Below are 18,469 nucleotides of genomic sequence, written 5' to 3'. Positions count from 1 at the left end.
AGATAGTAGTAAAACATTTTATCTCAATGTAAAAGACGATGATTATACAGTCGTCTTTTTTTAATTGGCAAGATATCTATAGGAAGCATTCATCTTTGATATGTTACACTATCTAAATGAAGTGAACTTCTAAAAACAAATGAAAAGAGTAAGATACTGATGAAACTAAAAGGTTTAATAAATGTCATTATTGTGATGTGGGTTGTCCTCAATTTAAAAGATATGCAGTGGGATAATCCACATATTTTTACAAAGATTGTTGTGATGGTAGCCGTTTTATGGCTATTAGGTCGTGATTTTTTACAATTTGAACAACAGCAAAAACATGAGAAAATCGGGCGTACGGTCTTCCTAGGTGTTCTGATTGGTTACCTTCTCTATGAGCTAGAAGGTTATATATTTACATACTTCCTTTGAACACTTTACACTTTGTCTAATTCTCGCTTTTGAATCATTACGCATCGTGCAATTTTCCTGTATCTGTTATATGGTAAATTATGTGTAAGTAAAAGATTACTAGCAGATGAAGGGGTGTTTTAGATGACAGTAGAACAAAAAGTACAGCAGTTACATCATTATGTGAACGGTGAAAAAGTTGCAGGAAAGAGTGGGAATTATGCATCGGTTTACAATCCGTCTAAAGGCGAAGAAATTGCACGTGTACCGCTGGCGACACGTGAAGAAGTAAGTGAGGCTATTGCGACAGCGAAAGCAGCGTTCAAAGGATGGCGTAATACGTCAGTTGGTAAGCGTGTTGAAATTCTCCATCGTTTCCGTCAATTACTTGTAGAAAATGAACAGGAATTAACAGAATTGATTTGTACGGAGAGCGGGAAAACACGTGAAGATGCAAAGGGTGAAATTACGCGTGGTTTAGAGTCAGTAGATATGGCAATTGCTGCACCGCAAATGTTAAAAGGAGAGTATTCTGTTAATGTGGGCGGACATATTAATGCCTTCTCTCGTAAAGATGCACTCGGTGTTGTTGGAACGATTGCACCCTTCAACTTTCCAGTTATGGTGCCGCTTGCGATTACAAGTATGGCTGTCGCGGTAGGAAATGCGGTCATTTTAAAGCCATCTGAAAAAGTGCCAATGTCGGCATTATTCCTATGTGAACTATGGGGAAAAGCTGGTCTACCAAAAGGTGTATGGACGGTAATTAATGGTGGTAAAGAAGCAGTAGATGAACTACTTGAGAATAAAGACGTACAGGCAATCTCATTCGTTGGCTCAACACCAATCGCAGAGTATATTTATGCGACAGGTACAAAACATGGTAAACGTGTGGCAGCATTCGGTGGCGGTAAAAACTTTATGGTCATCATGCCAGATGCGGATTTAGAACAAACAGCGAATGCGTTCTTAGGTGCTGCATATGGTGCTGCTTCACAGCGTTGTATGGCGATTTCAGGTGCTATTCCAGTCGGAGAAGACACTGCCAATCGCTTCGTCGCAATTTTAAAAGAAAAAATCTCACAACTCAAAGTCGGTGATTACCAAGAAGCAGGCGTTGATTTCGGTCCTGTCATCACACAGCAATCAAAAGATGTTGTCATCGAATCAATCGAGCGTGCCATTTCAGAAGGCGCAGAAGTTGTGGTTGATGGACGCGATTGGGATATTGTAAAAGAATCAAAAGGGTTTTTCGTAGGTCCAACATTACTTGATCATGTACAGCCGGGTATGCATGCATACGAACAAGAAGTCTTCGGTCCTGTTCGAATCGTGACACGCGTCTCAACATTACAAGAGGCAATCGACTTAATTAATGCGCATGAACTAGGAAATGGTGTAACGATTTTCACGAATAATGGCGGCGCAGCTCGTCACTTTGAAGACGAGATTGATGTAGGTATGGTCGGTGTCAACGTGCCGATTCCAATTCCTGTTGGCTATCATAACTTTGGTGGCTTTAAACGCTCGAAATTCGGTGAAGGGCATATGTTTGGTCCAGATCAAGCGCGCTTCTTTACGAAAACAAAAACCATTTCTGAAAAATGGCTAACAGCGGATGAGCATGCGACAACAGCGTTCTCATTCCCAAGTAACCAAGATGCGTAAATAAATGATTGAGAGAAGTAGGTGTTCGTACCTGCTTCTCTTTTTTTCGAACAGAATTACTTTCTTTTTAATCGTTAAAAAGAGATAATAGAGAGAATAAATGGAAAAAGGGGTGGCGTGTACGTGAAAAAAGTTTGGATCAACGGCACAATTTACACAATGGAATCAGAAGGCGATACGGTAGAGGCGGTTTTAACGGAAGATGGGCGCATTATAGCATGCGGTTCTACCGAAGATTTAAAAAAAGAAGCGGATGAAATCATTGATTTACAAGGGGCAGTGATGTATCCAGGCTTCGTTGATAGTCATTTACATATGATTGGCGTAGGATTACAGTTAATGCGACTCGACTTATCGTCCGTCCAATCAAAAGAAGAAATGTTATATTTACTCACGATTGCAAGCCAAAATATACCTGAAGATAGTTGGCTCATTGCGGAAGGTTTCAACGAAAATCAATTTTTAGACCCGACGATTCCGACATTACAAGAACTCGATGCAATTCGTCAGGGACCGATTGCGATTAGTCGTGTATGTCGTCATGTCTATTTAGGAAATACAGCTGCATTACGCGCCGCTAACCTAGAAAATTATATAGATTCAGATAAGGGGTCTGTCGGACGCGATGAACAAGGGAGTTTAACAGGACTTGTCTATGAAGCAGCAGCAGAACAATTGCGTGATGCTCAAATTCAAGAGGGCGAGCAATATGTGAACGAATTGAAAAAAGCTTTGAATGTCGCGATGGATACAATGTTATCAAAAGGATTAACGGCAGGTCATACCGAAGATTTCGCTTATTATGGACCTTACCAAGAACCGTATCGTGCATACCGCGAAGTTTTAGCTGAACGACAAGATTTTCGCTGTCATCTACTCATGCACTACTATGTATTTGAAGAAATGATGGAGGCGAATCTTACGTTTGATGAACCATTTATGGAACGCGGTGCAATGAAAATTTTTGCGGACGGTTCATTTGGCGGTTCAACAGCGGCATTAATTGAAGATTACGCAGATCAATCTGGTTGGAAAGGAACACTCATTCAAACAGATGAGGAGATGGCGAAATTATTCCAACTCGCACGAAAATATGATGCGCCGATTGCGGTTCATGTCATTGGTGACGCTGCAGCAGAGCAAGTTGTGACGATGATGGAGCGCTATCCAGCAGCTGAAGGTGTATGCGATCGACTGATTCATACGTGTTTAGTAAATGAAGGTTTATTAAAACGTATCGCAAAACTCCCTGTTGCAGTCGACGTTCAACCGACGTTTGTGACATCAGATTTTCCTTGGGTAGCCGAGCGACTTGGTGAAGCACGTCTACCATATGCCTATGCATGGAAGTCATTACTTGAACATGGAATCCCATGTGCAGGAAGCAGTGATGGACCGGTAGAGAGAATCGACCCACTACTTGGAATTGAAGCGGCTGTCACACGTAAAAAAGACGGTGTTGTATATGGTGTAGAACAATGTATCAGTCGTTTTGAAGCGATTCAAATGTATACACGTGGCGGCGCAGAGATTATTGGGAAGTCACATGAACGTGGAATGATTAAAGAAGGATTTGTAGCTGATTTTAGTGTGTTTGACCGAGATTTATTTAAAGGAACGATTTCAGAAGCGCAAGCAGTCATGACGGTTGTCGATGGACGCATTGCTTATCAACAAGATTGATTATACAAAAAGTTTAGGTGCATGCGTGCCTAAACTTTTTTATTTGAAAAATCTAAATTTTAAGAAATAAATCAAAAAAGTTATAGAATTCCGATAAAACTACATTATAATAGATAGCATAAAAGAGGTGAAAATGTGCAAAATTTACAATTACAATTAGCAGATATTTTACAATATGATCAATTTCAATCGGCAGAATGTATGGCAGGAAATACCAATCGACTTGTGAAGTGGGTACATATTATTGAAAATTCAGCTGTAGGTCATCTTATGAAAGAACATGAACTCATTTTAACAACAGGAATGGGGATTCATAAAGATGTCGATACATTTGAACGTTTTTTAGATGAACTCATCGCCAAAAACTGTGCAGGGTTATGTATTGAATATGGTCGTTACATTCAGTCAATTCCAACAACCATTCTACAAAAAGCGAAAAAACATCAATTTCCGATTGTTGTTTTTCATGAAGAAGTGTCTTTTAGTGATATTACACAAGAAGTACATCGCCAAATTATCAGTCATCAGTACCAATTAATTGAGAGACTGGAAGCCTATACACATACACTGAGTAAGGCATCGCTCACATCGAATCGACCAGAAGCATTACTTGAAGTATTAGTCGAGGCAATTGGTGGACAGTGTATTTTACAACTAACAGATGAAAAAGCGGTCTATTATCCAAAATGTGACGCAACGAAAAAAGCGCTTCTTGAAAAAGAAGCGCCTTTAATAAAAGAGATTTTGTTATTATCTCAACAATACGGTCAATTGAAATGGTATGGATTACATAGTGGAATTGAGTCTTTGTTTTTAGAGAGAACCGCACTATTTATCGCACAAATTATTTTAAGGAAGCTGTATTCAATTGAGAAAGAAGCGGTAGCACAGCAACTTTGGAAACAGGATTGGCTTGAAGGACGACTATCGAAGTCGGAAATTTTGCAGCATCTTGAAAAAGAACATGATCGTATTCGTATAAAGCAGATGACGGTTTTATATGTGAATGTAGCGAATGGTCAGTTGGAAGGACAAGAAGGCTTTGATGATGTGTACTTTACATTATATGCTCGCAATGTTTTTGAAAAACGCGGCTTTACAATCTGTACAACGAATCATCAAGATCATTATTATATGATTATTTTCAATCAGCGCGATGAAGCTTCGATGATGTCGCGTTTGCGAGAAGCGGTTTTAAAAATCAAAAAGGTTTTTAAAACGGATACTGTTACACGTATTGCGACAGGTAAAACAGTTGAATCAGTGGAAGATGTACCGACTGCATATGAAACTGCCAGAACGACGATGTATATTCGAAAAGTACTGCAAACGACAGATTGTTTTTATGAAGATGTGTTATTGGGGCATATGATATTAAATTTACAACAAACAATGGATGTAAAGCAGGTGATGACGCAATATCTCGGACCATTAATTGCCTATGATGAAAAACATTCATCAGAATTAATCCCAACATTGCGCACTTATTTAGCAACGAATTGCTCCAAACAGGAAACAGCTCAAAAATTATATATTGTGCGTCAAACATTATATCATCGTTTGAAAAAAATAGAAGAATTAATTGGAATGGATTCGAGTGAACCGCATCATCGTATGATGCTTGAGATGATGCTATACGCAAAAGAATTCATAGAAAAATCTTCGAAAATTCATGAATAAGCTAACTTATGTAAAAATATTCTGTTAATTGTTTTACATTATGTAACATACATTTCTTCCTTTCATGTCAGATAATACAAGTAAGAAAGACAACATGAATGAGAAGGAGTGGTTGATGTGTCTAAAACACAAACAGAAATGAACGCAAAAGCAGTAGATGAGCAATATCTTTGGCATGGGATGAAACCGTATAATCCGCAAGCAACAATGATTGTAGAAAAAGCACATGGTGCACGTATTCAAGACTCAGATGGTCATGAATACATCGATGCGATGGCGGGATTATGGTGTGTAAATGTTGGTTATGGTCGTGAAGAAATCGCAAAAGCTGCTTACGATCAAATGATGAAAAATGCTTATGCGCCATTATCGCAATCACATCCACCAGCGATTCAACTCGCAGAGAAAGTAAATGAATTATTAGGTGGTGGCTATGTAGTATTCTTCTCAAATAGTGGTTCGGAAGCAAATGAAGTGGCTTTCAAAATTGCACGCCAATATTATGCGCAACAAGGAAAAGCATCTAAGTATAAAATTGTGTCGCGCTATCGTGCATATCATGGAAATTCGATGGGCTCTTTAGCAGCAACAGGTCAAGCAGAACGCAAATACAAATACGAACCGCTTGCGCCGGGCTTTTTACATGTTGCACCGCCTGATGAGTACCGTCAACCAGAAAAAGCATCTGAACCGACTGCACTTCCTTCTGTTCAAGCAGTCGATCATGTCATGACATGGGAGATGGGTCAGACGATTGCAGCTATGATTATGGAGCCAATTATTACAGGTGGCGGAGTCATTGTACCGAATGAACAGTACATGCGCGGTATAAAAGAAGTATGTGAAAAACATGATGCACTACTCATTGTTGATGAAGTAATTTGTGGTTTTGGACGTACAGGAAAGCCATTCGGTCATCAGCATTACGGTGTAAAACCAGATATTGTAACAATGGCAAAAGGGATTACAAGTGGTTACTTACCGCTATCTGCAACTGCTGTGAAGCGAGAAATCTATGAAGCATTCAATGGTAGTGAGATGTATGACTATTTACGACATGTCAATACATTTGGCGGTGCAACAGCGAGTTGTGCAGCAGCGCTTAAAAACATTGAGCTAATGGAGCAAGAACAACTATTTGAACGCTCAGCTATTAAGGGAGCAGAAATCTTACAAATACTTCAAGAACAGCTTGAAAATCATGCACTTGTTGGCAGTGTACGTGGAAAAGGTTTATTAATTGGTATTGAGTTAGTAGAAAATAAAGAGACAAAACAACCTGTAGCCGTTCAGGTTGTGAATGACATCATCGCAGCGTGTAAACAACAAGGCGTCATCATTGGAAAGAACGGTGCAACTGTTGCAGGATATAATAATGTCCTGACATTATCACCACCACTTAATACAAGTGATGAAGATTTACAAACGATTGTCGATACCGTTGTGAAAGCCATTTGGGATAAATAGCAAAGCATAAAGGGGTGTTGTAGATGAATGAAGGTCAATCGTTACAAAAGGGGTTAAAAAAGAGGCATATGACGATGATTGCCATCGCTGGTGTTATTGGTGCGGGACTCTTTATGGGGAGTGGTTCAGTTATTCACTTAGCTGGACCCGGCGCCATCTTATCGTATGTGATTGCTGGTACCATTGTTGTCCTCGTGATGCGTATGTTAGGGGAGATGGCAGCTAAAAACCCATCGAGTGGCTCATTTGCGATTTATGCAAGTCAGGCGCTTGGAAAATGGGCAGGATTTTTAGTTGGTTGGCTTTATTGGTTCTTCTGGGTAATTGCAATCGCGCTAGAAGCAACTGCAGCAGCCGCCATCATTCAATATTGGTATGATGGGATTCCGCTTTGGTTATTAAGTTTAATCTTAACTTTAACATTAACTGTTACAAATTTAGTATCGGTTAAGGCTTTTGGTGAATTCGAGTACTGGTTCTCATTAATTAAAGTAGTTAGTATTATTGCATTCTTAGCAATCGGTGCATTTATTATTTTTGGCATCGTACCAGGCTTTTCATCAGTTGGCTTTACGAACTTAGTAGGGCAGGGTGGGTTCTTACCGAATGGTTTTGGCGCAGTCATGATGGGTGTTGTCATTGTCATCTTCTCATTCATGGGTACTGAAATTGTGGCGATTGCAGCAGGAGAATCTGCTGAACCGGTGAATGCCGTACAAAAAGCGACGAATTCAATCATCTGGCGTGTTCTTGTCTTCTTCGTCGGTTCGATTACCGTCGTTGTGACGTTGCTTCCATGGGATTCATCGAGTATTTTAACAAGTCCTTACGTTGCAGTACTCGACTATGTCGGTATTCCAGCAGCAGCGCAAATTATGAACTTTGTCGTTTTAACTGCTGTATTATCTTGTCTGAATTCAGCACTGTATGCAACATCTCGTATGTCTTTTGCTTTAGCAGAAGAAGGACAAGCACCGAAAATTTTCTTAAAGTTGAATAAGCGCGGCGCACCTGTTTATGCGATTTTAGCAAGTACATTCTTCTCGTATATTGCCGTAATTATGAATTATGTATCGCCAGAAGCGGTATTCATGTTCTTAGTCAATTCATGTTCAGCGATTACATTAATTATGTATTTCATCATTGCAGCTTCTCAGCTTGTTATGCGCCGTCGTGCGATTAAAGAGGGGACAGAACATGAACTTGTATTACGCATGTGGTTATTCCCGTATTTAACAATTGGTACGATGATTATGGTAGGAGGACTTGCTGTAGCGATGTTCTTCATTCCAAGTATGCGCTCTCAAATTCTCTTTACAGCAGTCATTGTAGCGGCAGTCATGCTTATGTATTACTTTACACAACGTAAAAAAGCACCTGTTGACCTGTTACAACCAGAACCTGAAACACCGCTTGAATAATAAAAAGTCTGAATCCTTATTGATGATGGGATTCAGACTTTTTCTGTTTATAAAGTTGCGAGTCTTGAAACAGCTTCTTGTAATAGTTTTTCATCTTGAACGAGTGCGATGCGTACATGGTTTCTACCCGATGCACCGAAGATCGAACCGGGTACAAGTACAACGCCTGTTTGTTCAATAACATGATAGACAAATTCTTTGTCATCCATCTGTTGTTGCGGATACTTCGCATAAACGAACATACCACCAGCAGATGGTGCGAGTTCCCAACCAATTGCTTCAAGACCTTCTGATAGTACACGATGACGTGTTGAAAAAATGATGCGCAGTTCATCTGTAATTGCTTCCGCATTGTCGAGTGCAACACATGCCGCATCTTGAATTGGGCGGAATGTACCATAATCAAGGTGTGATTTGAGTTCGCCCAATGTTTCAATGGTGGAAGCGTTTCCAACGATATACGCAATACGGGCACCTGCAAGGCTAAAACTCTTAGAAAGTGAATTAATCTCGACACCCACTTCTTTTGCACCGGGTACTTCTAAAAAGCTAAGCGGCTTTGTACCTTCAAAATAGAATTCTGAGTAGGCGGCATCGTGAATGACGATTAAGTTATGTTTTTTCGCAAAAGCAATCGCCTTTTCAAAGAATGCGATAGAAGGCATTGCTGGAACGGGATTCCCTGGAAGATTTAAAATGAGCATTTTCGCGCGTGCACAAATATCTTCTGGAATGGCATCAAAATCAGGTAAAAACTGATGTTCAGCTGTTAATGGCATCGCATACGCTTCACATTTTGCGAGGTGAATCCCTGCAGCATAAGCTACATAGGCAGGGTCCGTTGTGAGTACAATGTCTCCTGGATCACAAAATGCGAGCGGTAAGTGTACAAGTCCTTCCTGAGAACCCATCGTTTGAATGATCTCTGTTTGTGGATTTAGTTCAACACCACTACGACGTTGATAATAGTTGGCAACTGCTTCATGGAATCGCTCCGTTCCACCGAGTGTATAGCCATAACTATCAGCCTTTTCAGCTTGTTTTGCTAATTCTTCTCGCACAATTTGAGCAGGTGGTAAGTCAGGACTTCCCAAACTTAAATCAATAATTTTTGTGCCTGTTGCCGCTTTCTTTTTTGCAGCAGCTTTTAAACTACCGAAAATGGCTTTCGGAAATTGATTCATTAATGTTGAACGATGCATCGTCATCATGTTGTGTCACTCCTTTAATTCGCTTATTTCTTCTTTATTTTACCATATTGCATTTGACTAAAAACACTATTTACGTTTTTTAACGAGAGATTTTATTGAATTATCAGAAATGTTTGCTATTAAAGGATGGTTCTGCTATGATAGTTAATAATTCAATATTGTCTTATCAAGAGAAGCCGAGGGAATGGCCCGATGACGCTTCAGCAACCTCTGTTTAAAACAGAAAGGTGCTAATTCCTACAGAAGCTCCATTATGCTTCTGATAGATAAGAGTCGGATACATATGTGTAGCCTCATTCTTATCAAAGAGTGAGGTTTTTTTATATTAAAGGGGGAGTTTCATCATGCCAATCAATATACCAAGTGGGCTACCAGCAACTGAAATTTTAAAAGAGGAAAAGATTTTCATTATGGACGAAGTGCGTTCGACAAGCCAGAACATTCGTCCGTTAAATATTTTAATTTTTAACTTAATGCCTGAAAAAGAAAAGACCGAGTTACAACTACTACGTCTTTTAGGAAATACACCACTTCAAGTGAATGTTACGTTTTTAAATACGGCGACACATGAATCAAAAAATGTTAGTAAAAATCATTTAGAGTCATTTTATACGACGTTTGAACATGTAAAACACCGTAAATTTGACGGTATGATTATTACAGGAGCGCCAATTGAATTATTTGAATTCCATGAAGTTGATTTTTGGGATGAGATGGTCGAGATTATGGAATGGACGAAAACAAATGTCACGTCTGTTTTGAATATCTGTTGGGGCGCACAAGCGGCACTCTACTATCATTATGGTATTGGAAAATATACATTACCGTCAAAATGTTCGGGTGTGTTCGATCACATCGTGCATGATAGTACCGTTAAGTTAATTCGCGGATTTAATGATGTATATACAGCACCACATTCACGTAATACCTCTGTTTCAAGAGAGGCTATTTTAAACCATCCTGATTTAGAACTCGTGTCTGAATCAGACGAAGCAGGGGCATTTATTATCGTATCGCGTGATGAAAAACAAATTATGATTACAGGTCATTTAGAATATGATGCAGATACATTAAAGCAAGAATATGACCGTGATGTTGCAAAGGGCATCGAACCGCAAGTACCAAAACACTATTTCCCGAACGACGACCCAACGAAAAAACCGTTGAATCGTTGGCGTTCACACACGCATCTATTATTCTCCAATTGGTTGAATTACTATGTGTACCAAGAAACACCGTATGAATGGGAATAAACAGCAAACCATCTTTTTTCGTGTATATTCGAAAGAAGATGGTTTTATTATTGGACATGATATAATTCATAGTAGAGACGCTTTGATAAGAAATGAGGAAAGACAATGAAGAAAACAATTGGCATTTTAGCACATGTAGATGCAGGGAAGACCACCTTTTCAGAGCAATTACTTTTTCATACGAAAAGTATTCGCACCATTGGGCGTGTCGATCATCAAAATGCACATTTAGATTTGCATGAGATTGAACAACAGCGTGGCATTACCGTTTTTGCGGAACAGGCCACTTTTACATATCGAGAAAATGATTATACGGTGATTGATACACCAGGACATGTCGACTTCGCGGCAGAGATGGAGCGTTCGATTATGGCACTGGATGGGGCAATTCTTCTATTAAATGGAACAGACGGTGTACAGGGACATACAGAAACAGTTTATCGTTTACTAAGAAAATATCGTATTCCTACACTGTTTTTCGTTAATAAAATGGATTTAATTAGTGCCAATGCAGCAACAGTGACAGAAGAAATTCAACAAGAATTAATGGAATATGCACTACCATTTCATGACTGGGCAACAGGAATAGAAGAATTTGCAGGACGAGATGAGCAATATTTAGAAGACTATTTAGAAGAAAGTTTATCCGAAAGCGAATGGCAAAAAAGGCTTTCAAAAGCTTTCATGGTACAAGAACTTTCACCGATTTTATATGGCTCAGCATTAAAAGATGAAGGCATCGATTTTGCATTAGAAGTGCTAGATACATTGCTCCAGCCACAGCATAAATCGGGAGAGTTACAAGGAATGATTTATAAAATTCGTCACATTGAACAAAATCAACGTATGGCTTTTATAAAAATTCATCAAGGTTCGTTGAAAGTAAGAGACGATGTACGCTGTGGTGGGAATTGGTTTAAAATCACACAAATTCGTAAATATCACGGTAAAAAATTTGAGGAATTACAGCGAGCGGAAGCAGGTGATACGGTAGCGGTAATTGGTTTGAAAGAAGCAACAGTTGGTATGGGAGTAGGTGAATTTACGCCTTCTTATGAAATAGATTTGCGTCCAACGATGCGCACACAAATTGTTTATGAAGGCGCCTTACATCCAAAAGAGTTACTAGCATATTGTCGTTTGTTAGAAGCAGAAGATCCAGCACTTAGTGTGACATGGCAAGAAGAAATACAGAAAATAACACTTCATATTATGGGTGAGATTCAATTAGAAGTGCTACAGCAAATTTTTGAAGAACGTTTTAGCGAGCAAATTGCATTTACAGAACCGACAATTATCTATAAAGAGACGATTCAACAGACGGTACGAGGATACGGCCATTTTGAACCGTTAAAGCATTATGCAGAGGTGCATTTACAAATCGAACCAAATGAACGTGGAGCTGGAATTGAAGTAACGAGCAAGTGCCACCCGAATGATTTAGCAATCGGACTGCAAAATATGATTCAACAATCACTCATTGAAAAAAAACATCGTGGTATTTTAACAGGCTCTGAAATCACTGATTTACGTGTAACGATTTTAACAGGACGTTCGCATCCGAAACATACAGAAGGTGGTGATTTTAGAGAAGCGACATTACGTGCCTTGCGTCAAGGATTAGAACAAGCTGAAAATCAATTACTTGAACCGTATTATTCATTTTCATTGAAGGTGCATCATGAACTATTTGGACGCATTGTCACAGATGTAACGAATCGTCATGCACAAGTAGATGAACCACAATTTATGGGTGAACAGGTGTATATGACAGGGCGTGCGCCAGTCGCAACGATGCGTGACTATCCAATTCAGTTTGCTGCTTCAACGAATGGTCGAGGTAGTCTGCAACTCCGTGTTGATGGTTATGATGTGTGTCATAATGCAGAGGAAGTAATAGAGCAAATGGCGTATCAAAAAGATGCTGACCCTGAGTACAGTTCAAATTCAGTATTTTGTGCAAAAGGAAAAGGCTATTCCGTTCATTGGACAGAAGCCAAAGAAGCGATGCACTGTCCAATTATTGAATAAAATAAAAAGACTTCATTCAGAATTATTAGGAATGAAGTCTTTTCTTTTTAGATTAAGAAAAATATAGCCATATATATATTAAAACTAAATAACTAGGAAAAATATATTATATCTTAAAAATCGCACAAAATTAACCTTAAATGAAGTATATCACCAAAAAATGTTGGATTATAGTAATTTGAATGTTTTCTGTAAATATGAATAGGGGAATACATTCTTAGACATTGTAAGTTAAAGAAATTTATGAAAGGGAGCGTTATGTATGAAAAAATGGCTCAGTATACTCTGTAGCTTATGTTTAATTTCGACGCTATTAATTAACCCCTATGTATTTGCAGCAGGAGATGATAATGCAACAAAGGCTGTTATATTTAATGGTGATCAATATGTTACAGATGTTGAAATGAGGACGCCCTCAGGAACAGTTATTGAAAATAACGGGACATTAGAAGTTGGAAAAACATACGATTTAGATTATCAGTGGAACTTACCTGATAATACGTTTGAAAAAGGAGATGTTTTAAACTTCTCAATCCCAAAAGAATTTATTATTGTGAATCAATTTGACTTTACTTTAAGTAATGATGGAAAAGAAGTTGCGAAAGCAAAAGTACTAGGTAACAAAGATTCGTATTATTATATACAGATGACTTTTACAACGGATTATATTTCAACACATTCAGATGTAAGTGGTGAGTTCAACTTACAATATAGATTGAATGAAAAATACGTGAAAGAAGGAAGCAATGAAATTCAAATCCCTCCTGGTGAAATCATTACTGTAGTTGTTCCACCTTTTGAAACAGGTGGCGGCGGTGGTGGTGAAGGTGCTGGTCATCCAAATAATAGTTTAAAGAATGGTGCAGTAAGAGATGTTACGATGAAGAACTCTGAAACAGGCGTGTTCGATATCCCAACAAGAATTATGACATGGGAAATCGGGTTAGGACGAAATGTACTATTAGGGAAAGCAAGTTCCTTTGATGAAATCAGTTCGATTACTGTAGAAGATGCACCGATTGATCAAGAGATTATTGCTGTGTATTCTTTTGATAAATCTTGGCCTGATACTTTTGCGTTTTCAAAAGGTTTCTTTGATAAATCATCGTTTAGTATTGATGTAATAAAAGAGAATGATATGGGTTTAAAAAGAAATCCAACAGGCGGATATTATGAAAGTTTCAAAACAGAAATTTTACCCCAAGTAAAAGAATATGAAGAATATGCACAGAATAAAGGCGATGCATTCCGAGAATATGCCTTAGAATATTCGACACTTCCATTAGATGAAGTGGTAGAAGAGCGTGAATTTGAAAATAAAGCAAAAATCACCGTAAAATACAAGGATGATAAATATCCACCTAATTCATGGGTATTAGAAAAAAAGGTAGAATGGAATGTTGGATCAGGTTCAATCACAGGTAAAACAGCTAATGTTGAGATGAAAAAAGTAGATGAGCAATCACGTGGCTTACAAGGTGCTGTATTTGATTTATACAAACAAAGTCAATCAGGTGAATATACAAAGTATAAAGAAAATGTTACTTCTGATAGTAATGGTATTGTGCGTGTAGAAAAATTAACAACGGGTAACTATTATTTCCAAGAAGTAAAGCCACCAACAGGATATGAACTGACAAATGAACGACCCTCATTCATCATCGAAACGAAAGATTTAGGAACGACACAAGTGAAAAATGTAGGTCAGTTAAAAAATGGTTCTGAAAAAACATCCGTTTCAGTTGAAAAGAAATGGGATGATGCCAATAACCAAGATGGTGTTCGACCAGAAGCGATTAAAGTCAACTTGATTGCGGATGGTGAATTAATGGCTGAAAAAATTGTCACAAGTGAAACGGATTGGAAGTACACGTTTACCGACTTACCAAAGTATAAAAATCAAGGTCAACTTATTGAATATAAAGTAACAGAAGAAGTAATTGCGGAATATTCAACGGAGATTGAAGGTACAACAATTAATAACAAACACACGCCATATAAAACTTCAAGAACTGCCATGAAATTCTTTGACGACGCACAAAATCAAGATGGTACACGTCCAACGGAGATTACAGTTCAATTATATGGCGATGATGAAAAAGTTGGCGAATCGGTTCTTTTAAATGAAGAAAATGAATGGAAACACACATGGGAAGACTTAGATGAGCGAAAAGCAGGAAAGAAAATTCGCTATACAGTAAAGGAAGTCAATACACCTGTCGGCTATGAAGTAATCGTCGACCACGAAACGACTCCTGGGATGATATTAGTTACTAATAAACATGTACCAGAAGAAGTTGAACTAAAAGGTGAAAAGAAGTGGGATGACGATGGTAACCGCGATCAAAAACGTCCAAGTAAGATTAAAGTCCATCTATTCGCAGATGGTAAAGAGATTCAAGAAAAAACTGTAACGGAAAAAGAAGATTGGGCATATGAATTTACAGGATTACCGAAGTATCGTGATGGTGGAGAAGAAATCGTTTATACGATTACCGAAGACTCCGTACCAAACTATACAACGGAGATTGAAGGAATGGATATTACAAATAGCTACACACCCGGCAAGACAAGTGTAACCGTTACGAAAACATGGGATGATCAAAATGATTTAGAAGGAAAACGTCCAGACGATATTCGTGTTCAATTATATGCGAATGATAAAAAAGAAGGTACAACAGTTATATTAAATGAGAAGAATAAGTGGACACACACATGGCAAGATCTCAATCAAAATGCAGATGGAAAGCCGATTAAATATACAGTAAAAGAAGTTACAGAGCTGAAAGATTATGAAGTATCCATCGACGTAGAGAATAAAGGAAATATTGTCATTACAAATCGCTTGATTGAAACACCTCCAGAAGAAGAACCACCATTTGACGGTGGGGAAGAGTTTGAACCACCAAGTTCAGGTAACGAAGAATTTGAAGTAGATGGTCCTTCTAATTTAGGTGCATTGTTACCAAATGGGAACTCATTCCAAAATGTACCGTACGAAATAGATAGACCAGTACAAAAAGAAAATCTTCCAAAAACAGGTGAAAAGACAAACCCGTGGTATATTGTAGTAGGTGTAATACTTTGCTTACTTGCGATTTTCTTCATCTTTAGAAATCGCCGTCATAAAAAACAGAGTCGTTAAAATAAGAAAAGGCTTCGGTATGTATAAATGATGTCGAAGCCTTTTGCTTTTACAATTTCCACTTTTTCTACTTTTTCAGACGTGTGTATTTTTTTTACAAGTGGTTTACATAAAAACTTTTGGAAAATTTCATCGGCTTCTTCACCCTTTAATAAGCCAGTTTCTATTTGTTCAGAGAATGTCATATGAATGGATAAGAATAAGTCTACCGCAATATGTACATCTATTTCTAAATGATAGCCTACTTCAACTAACCGTTTTAACATACGTCCCATTTCTTCTCTTTGTAGTTTGTAAATGAGAGCATGTAATGAATCACCATAATTAAAATGAAAAAAATGAAGATGGATTTGTTCATTTAACATTTTATAAATTGTGAATGGATAGAAAAATTGTTTTTCAATCGCAATATTATTTTTTGCAGTAAATAATAGCGATAACCGAATGTGAATAAATCATATTTATCTTGGAAGTGATTATAAAAGGTAGATCAATGAACAGCTGCACGTTTGCAAATATCATTAATTGTAATGCGTTCAAAATCCTTATTCTCTAAAAAAACTAAATCACGTAAAGAATTCCAAAGTAAAAGGTTGGTATGTGTCACTTTAAGTGGTTTCATAAACTAGACATTTCCTCCTTGTTGTCTAAATATTAGACAGTTTGCATCATTTGATTATTGTTAATGCTGGTAAAAAAAGTGAAAATTGAATGGTAGCGTGATTATATCATCTGGAGGTTTTAAAATGAGTCATCAACAATCTGTTATTGAACGTATTGAAATCCCCACTCATATCAGTAATTTACAACAGATTATAGAGCGAGAAATTGTCCCAAAAGAAAGAATGCTTAAAATGTATAAAACAGAAACAGTGGGAGAAATAAAGACAATTGTTACAACCTATTCGACGAAAATAGATGCAATGAAAGATATTCTTTACTTTCCAAATGGACACGAATTAACAGAATCATATCACCTAGAACAGCTTTTTTATACAAAAAAACATCAAATTGTATTCTTTGACCAAGCGCTTGTGAAATTTCCAAGCTATTACATTGTACACCTAGAACGTCGTGTAATTTACCATGTCTGTTTAGCAGAATTCAGTCGTTTAATCCAAATGGATGCGTGGATATCCATTTAACTATAAATAAAACGTATATTATCTAGGCTATATACATATTTATAAATGAAATGTAGAGAAATCTATGAATAAATGATTAAATTTGTATAAAAAACAAGTTATTTTTTAAAACATTCAGTAAGAAGAACTTCATTTTTATCATAAACAACTAAAAGGAATTTTCTTTATTTTCAAAAAGAAGTATGTGTATTTCAAAAAAAAGGTATAATGGAAAGAAGTACATGGAGGTGTTTTTTTGCGACAACAAAAAGCCATTTTCATTTCTTTTTTTCGTTCAGGTGTACTAGGTTTTGGTGGAGGCCCTTCGGTTATACCTTTAATTGAAAGAGAAGTAGTGAAAAATTTTAAATTGATGGATTCAGATGAGTTTGCGAACACATTAGCGATTGCGAATACGTTACCAGGTCCGATTGCAACAAAAATGGCAGGGTATGTCGGTTACCGTGTAGCAGGTATTACAGGCATGCTCAATGCACTTGTAGCAGCGGTTATACCGACTGTAGTAGCTGTTATTCTGTTATTAGGTAGTTTACAAAAGTTTCAAGAAGTACCATTTGTTCAAGGTATGACAAAAGGTGTTATACTTGTCGTATCTGCGATGATGTTTAGCTTGATGGTTGATTTTTTGAAAAAATCTTACTATAAGCTAGGAATTCTAACGGGTTTAGTTTTATTAGCGATCAGTATCATTTTAATGGTTATTCTCAATCTACATCCAGGGATTGTTATTGTATCATTCCTTGTATTAGCGTTTGTTCTTCCAGTTCGTAAGGGAGGCAAAAGTACATGATTTATTGGCAATTATTCGTTGTATTCCTCTATACGAATTTGATTGGTTATGGAGGAGGTCCTGCAACGATTCCATTAATGGAAGAAGAAGTGGTGCAGCAACATCATTGGATGACGACAGAGGAGTTTAGTAATACAGTTGGTCTGGCGAATGCTCTACCAGGACCGATTGCAACAAAGATGGCAGGGTACATTGGATATGAGCAGGCAGGTATTATTGGAGCCATTATTTGCCTTTTTGCAACAATTATGCCATCATTAATTTTAATGATAGCTCTTTTAGGGCTACTAAATAAATTTAAAAAGTCACAACGTGTACAGCGACTTTCCACATATGTCTTACCAGCAATCGCTATTTTGATGGGGCAACTCGCATATAGTTTCTTAAAAACATCGATGGATTCCTCGGGTATTTGGTTATCCATCATATTAGTCGCAATTTGTTATATTTTGATTGATATCGTAAAAGTGAATGTTATTTTTTTAATCGTTTTGAGTCTTATATTAGGTGGTTTTTTCTTATAAAAGGAGGTATAAGACAGTGGATAAATTACGTAAGCATTCTTCACACTAAATTACA

15 protein-coding genes and 1 riboswitch are annotated in these 18,469 nt (G+C 37.6%); of the genes, 12 read left to right on the top strand and 3 right to left on the bottom strand.

Annotated features, from left to right (window positions below):
- The first annotated feature begins 159 nt into the window (after positions 1–159).
- The 6 genes from ASO14_RS08340 to ASO14_RS08315 all read left to right on the top strand — a co-directional run bounded on the left by ASO14_RS08340 (position 160) and on the right by ASO14_RS08315 (position 8,315).
- Positions 160–417, top strand: coding sequence for a hypothetical protein (locus ASO14_RS08340; RefSeq protein ID WP_068453789.1), 258 nt, complete (start codon positions 160–162; stop codon positions 415–417).
- Between the two features lie 123 nt (positions 418–540).
- Positions 541–2,064, top strand: a complete 1,524-nt coding sequence (locus ASO14_RS08335) for a CoA-acylating methylmalonate-semialdehyde dehydrogenase (RefSeq protein WP_068453787.1) — start codon at positions 541–543, stop codon at positions 2,062–2,064.
- A gap of 123 nt (positions 2,065–2,187) precedes the next feature.
- Positions 2,188–3,747 carry an amidohydrolase gene (locus tag ASO14_RS08330; RefSeq protein WP_068453786.1) on the top strand — a complete coding sequence of 520 codons (1,560 nt, stop codon included), beginning with the start codon at positions 2,188–2,190 and terminating at the stop codon, positions 3,745–3,747.
- 135 nt (positions 3,748–3,882) lie between these two features.
- Entirely contained in the window at positions 3,883–5,427 is a 1,545-nt protein-coding gene (locus ASO14_RS08325) for a PucR family transcriptional regulator (RefSeq protein WP_068453785.1), read from the top strand.
- A 138-nt stretch (positions 5,428–5,565) separates the two neighbouring features.
- The gene (locus ASO14_RS08320; protein ID WP_068457410.1) at positions 5,566–6,894 is read left to right on the top strand and encodes an aspartate aminotransferase family protein; all 1,329 of its coding nucleotides are present in this window, start codon (positions 5,566–5,568) and stop codon (positions 6,892–6,894) included.
- A gap of 23 nt (positions 6,895–6,917) precedes the next feature.
- Positions 6,918–8,315, top strand: coding sequence for an amino acid permease (locus ASO14_RS08315; protein ID WP_068453783.1), 1,398 nt, complete (start codon positions 6,918–6,920; stop codon positions 8,313–8,315).
- Positions 8,316–8,362: 47 nt separating this feature from the next.
- Here the strand turns inward: ASO14_RS08315 and ASO14_RS08310 are convergent, their stop codons facing one another.
- Positions 8,363–9,523: an aminotransferase class I/II-fold pyridoxal phosphate-dependent enzyme gene (locus ASO14_RS08310; protein ID WP_068457406.1), complete on the bottom strand. Its 1,161-nt coding sequence runs from the start codon at positions 9,521–9,523 to the stop codon at positions 8,363–8,365.
- A gap of 163 nt (positions 9,524–9,686) precedes the next feature.
- Positions 9,687–9,799, top strand: a riboswitch (SAM riboswitch).
- A gap of 71 nt (positions 9,800–9,870) precedes the next feature.
- Between ASO14_RS08310 and metA the strand changes: the two genes are divergently transcribed.
- From metA to ASO14_RS15280, 3 genes are all read left to right on the top strand, one after another.
- Positions 9,871–10,779 (top strand): homoserine O-acetyltransferase MetA, encoded by a 909-nt coding sequence (metA, locus tag ASO14_RS08305; RefSeq protein ID WP_068453781.1) that lies wholly within the window; start codon positions 9,871–9,873, stop codon positions 10,777–10,779.
- Positions 10,780–10,884: 105 nt separating this feature from the next.
- Positions 10,885–12,810 carry an elongation factor G gene (locus tag ASO14_RS08300; RefSeq protein ID WP_068453776.1) on the top strand — a complete coding sequence of 642 codons (1,926 nt, stop codon included), beginning with the start codon at positions 10,885–10,887 and terminating at the stop codon, positions 12,808–12,810.
- 262 nt (positions 12,811–13,072) lie between these two features.
- Complete coding sequence (locus ASO14_RS15280; protein WP_068453771.1) at positions 13,073–15,955, top strand: Cna B-type domain-containing protein; 2,883 nt, start codon at positions 13,073–13,075, stop codon at positions 15,953–15,955.
- Here the strand turns inward: ASO14_RS15280 and ASO14_RS08290 are convergent.
- Positions 15,952–16,221, bottom strand: coding sequence for a hypothetical protein (locus ASO14_RS08290; protein WP_156422361.1), 270 nt, complete (start codon positions 16,219–16,221; stop codon positions 15,952–15,954). The genes ASO14_RS15280 and ASO14_RS08290 overlap by 4 nt on opposite strands.
- Before the next feature lie 224 nt (positions 16,222–16,445).
- Positions 16,446–16,577 (bottom strand): hypothetical protein, encoded by a 132-nt coding sequence (locus ASO14_RS15255; RefSeq protein WP_257720775.1) that lies wholly within the window; start codon positions 16,575–16,577, stop codon positions 16,446–16,448.
- Positions 16,578–16,701: 124 nt separating this feature from the next.
- Between ASO14_RS15255 and ASO14_RS08285 the strand changes: the two genes are divergently transcribed.
- From ASO14_RS08285 to ASO14_RS08275, 3 genes are all read left to right on the top strand, one after another.
- Entirely contained in the window at positions 16,702–17,100 is a 399-nt protein-coding gene (locus ASO14_RS08285; RefSeq protein ID WP_068453767.1) for a hypothetical protein, read from the top strand.
- Positions 17,101–17,335: 235 nt separating this feature from the next.
- Positions 17,336–17,890 carry a chromate transporter gene (locus ASO14_RS08280; RefSeq protein ID WP_068453764.1) on the top strand — a complete coding sequence of 185 codons (555 nt, stop codon included), beginning with the start codon at positions 17,336–17,338 and terminating at the stop codon, positions 17,888–17,890.
- Positions 17,887–18,414 carry a chromate transporter gene (locus ASO14_RS08275; protein WP_068453762.1) on the top strand — a complete coding sequence of 176 codons (528 nt, stop codon included), beginning with the start codon at positions 17,887–17,889 and terminating at the stop codon, positions 18,412–18,414. The genes ASO14_RS08280 and ASO14_RS08275 overlap by 4 nt, the downstream gene beginning before the upstream one ends.
- The last annotated feature ends 55 nt before the right edge of the window (positions 18,415–18,469 follow it).

The organism is Kurthia sp. 11kri321, assembly GCF_001534765.1.
Taxonomy (GTDB): Bacteria; Bacillota; Bacilli; order Bacillales_A; family Planococcaceae; genus Kurthia; species Kurthia gibsonii.
Note: the sequence above shows the minus strand (reverse complement) of the source record. Positions and strands in the feature narration are given on the sequence as shown.

Bases quoted from the DNA above. Each gene is read 5' to 3' on its own strand.
- ASO14_RS08285 (WP_068453767.1), top strand. From the start codon at position 16,702: ATGAGTCATCAACAATCTGTTATTGAACGTATTGAAATCCCCACTCAT.
- metA (WP_068453781.1), top strand. From the start codon at position 9,871: ATGCCAATCAATATACCAAGTGGGCTACCAGCAACTGAAATTTTAAAA.
- ASO14_RS08275 (WP_068453762.1), top strand. From the start codon at position 17,887: ATGATTTATTGGCAATTATTCGTTGTATTCCTCTATACGAATTTGATT.
- ASO14_RS08320 (WP_068457410.1), top strand. From the start codon at position 5,566: ATGAACGCAAAAGCAGTAGATGAGCAATATCTTTGGCATGGGATGAAA.
- ASO14_RS08335 (WP_068453787.1), top strand. From the start codon at position 541: ATGACAGTAGAACAAAAAGTACAGCAGTTACATCATTATGTGAACGGT.
- ASO14_RS08315 (WP_068453783.1), top strand. From the start codon at position 6,918: ATGAATGAAGGTCAATCGTTACAAAAGGGGTTAAAAAAGAGGCATATG.
- ASO14_RS08300 (WP_068453776.1), top strand. From the start codon at position 10,885: ATGAAGAAAACAATTGGCATTTTAGCACATGTAGATGCAGGGAAGACC.
- ASO14_RS08310 (WP_068457406.1), bottom strand. From the start codon at position 9,523: ATGACGATGCATCGTTCAACATTAATGAATCAATTTCCGAAAGCCATT.
- ASO14_RS08340 (WP_068453789.1), top strand. From the start codon at position 160: ATGAAACTAAAAGGTTTAATAAATGTCATTATTGTGATGTGGGTTGTC.
- ASO14_RS15255 (WP_257720775.1), bottom strand. From the start codon at position 16,577: ATGAAACCACTTAAAGTGACACATACCAACCTTTTACTTTGGAATTCT.
- ASO14_RS15280 (WP_068453771.1), top strand. From the start codon at position 13,073: ATGAAAAAATGGCTCAGTATACTCTGTAGCTTATGTTTAATTTCGACG.
- ASO14_RS08290 (WP_156422361.1), bottom strand. From the start codon at position 16,221: ATGTTAAAACGGTTAGTTGAAGTAGGCTATCATTTAGAAATAGATGTA.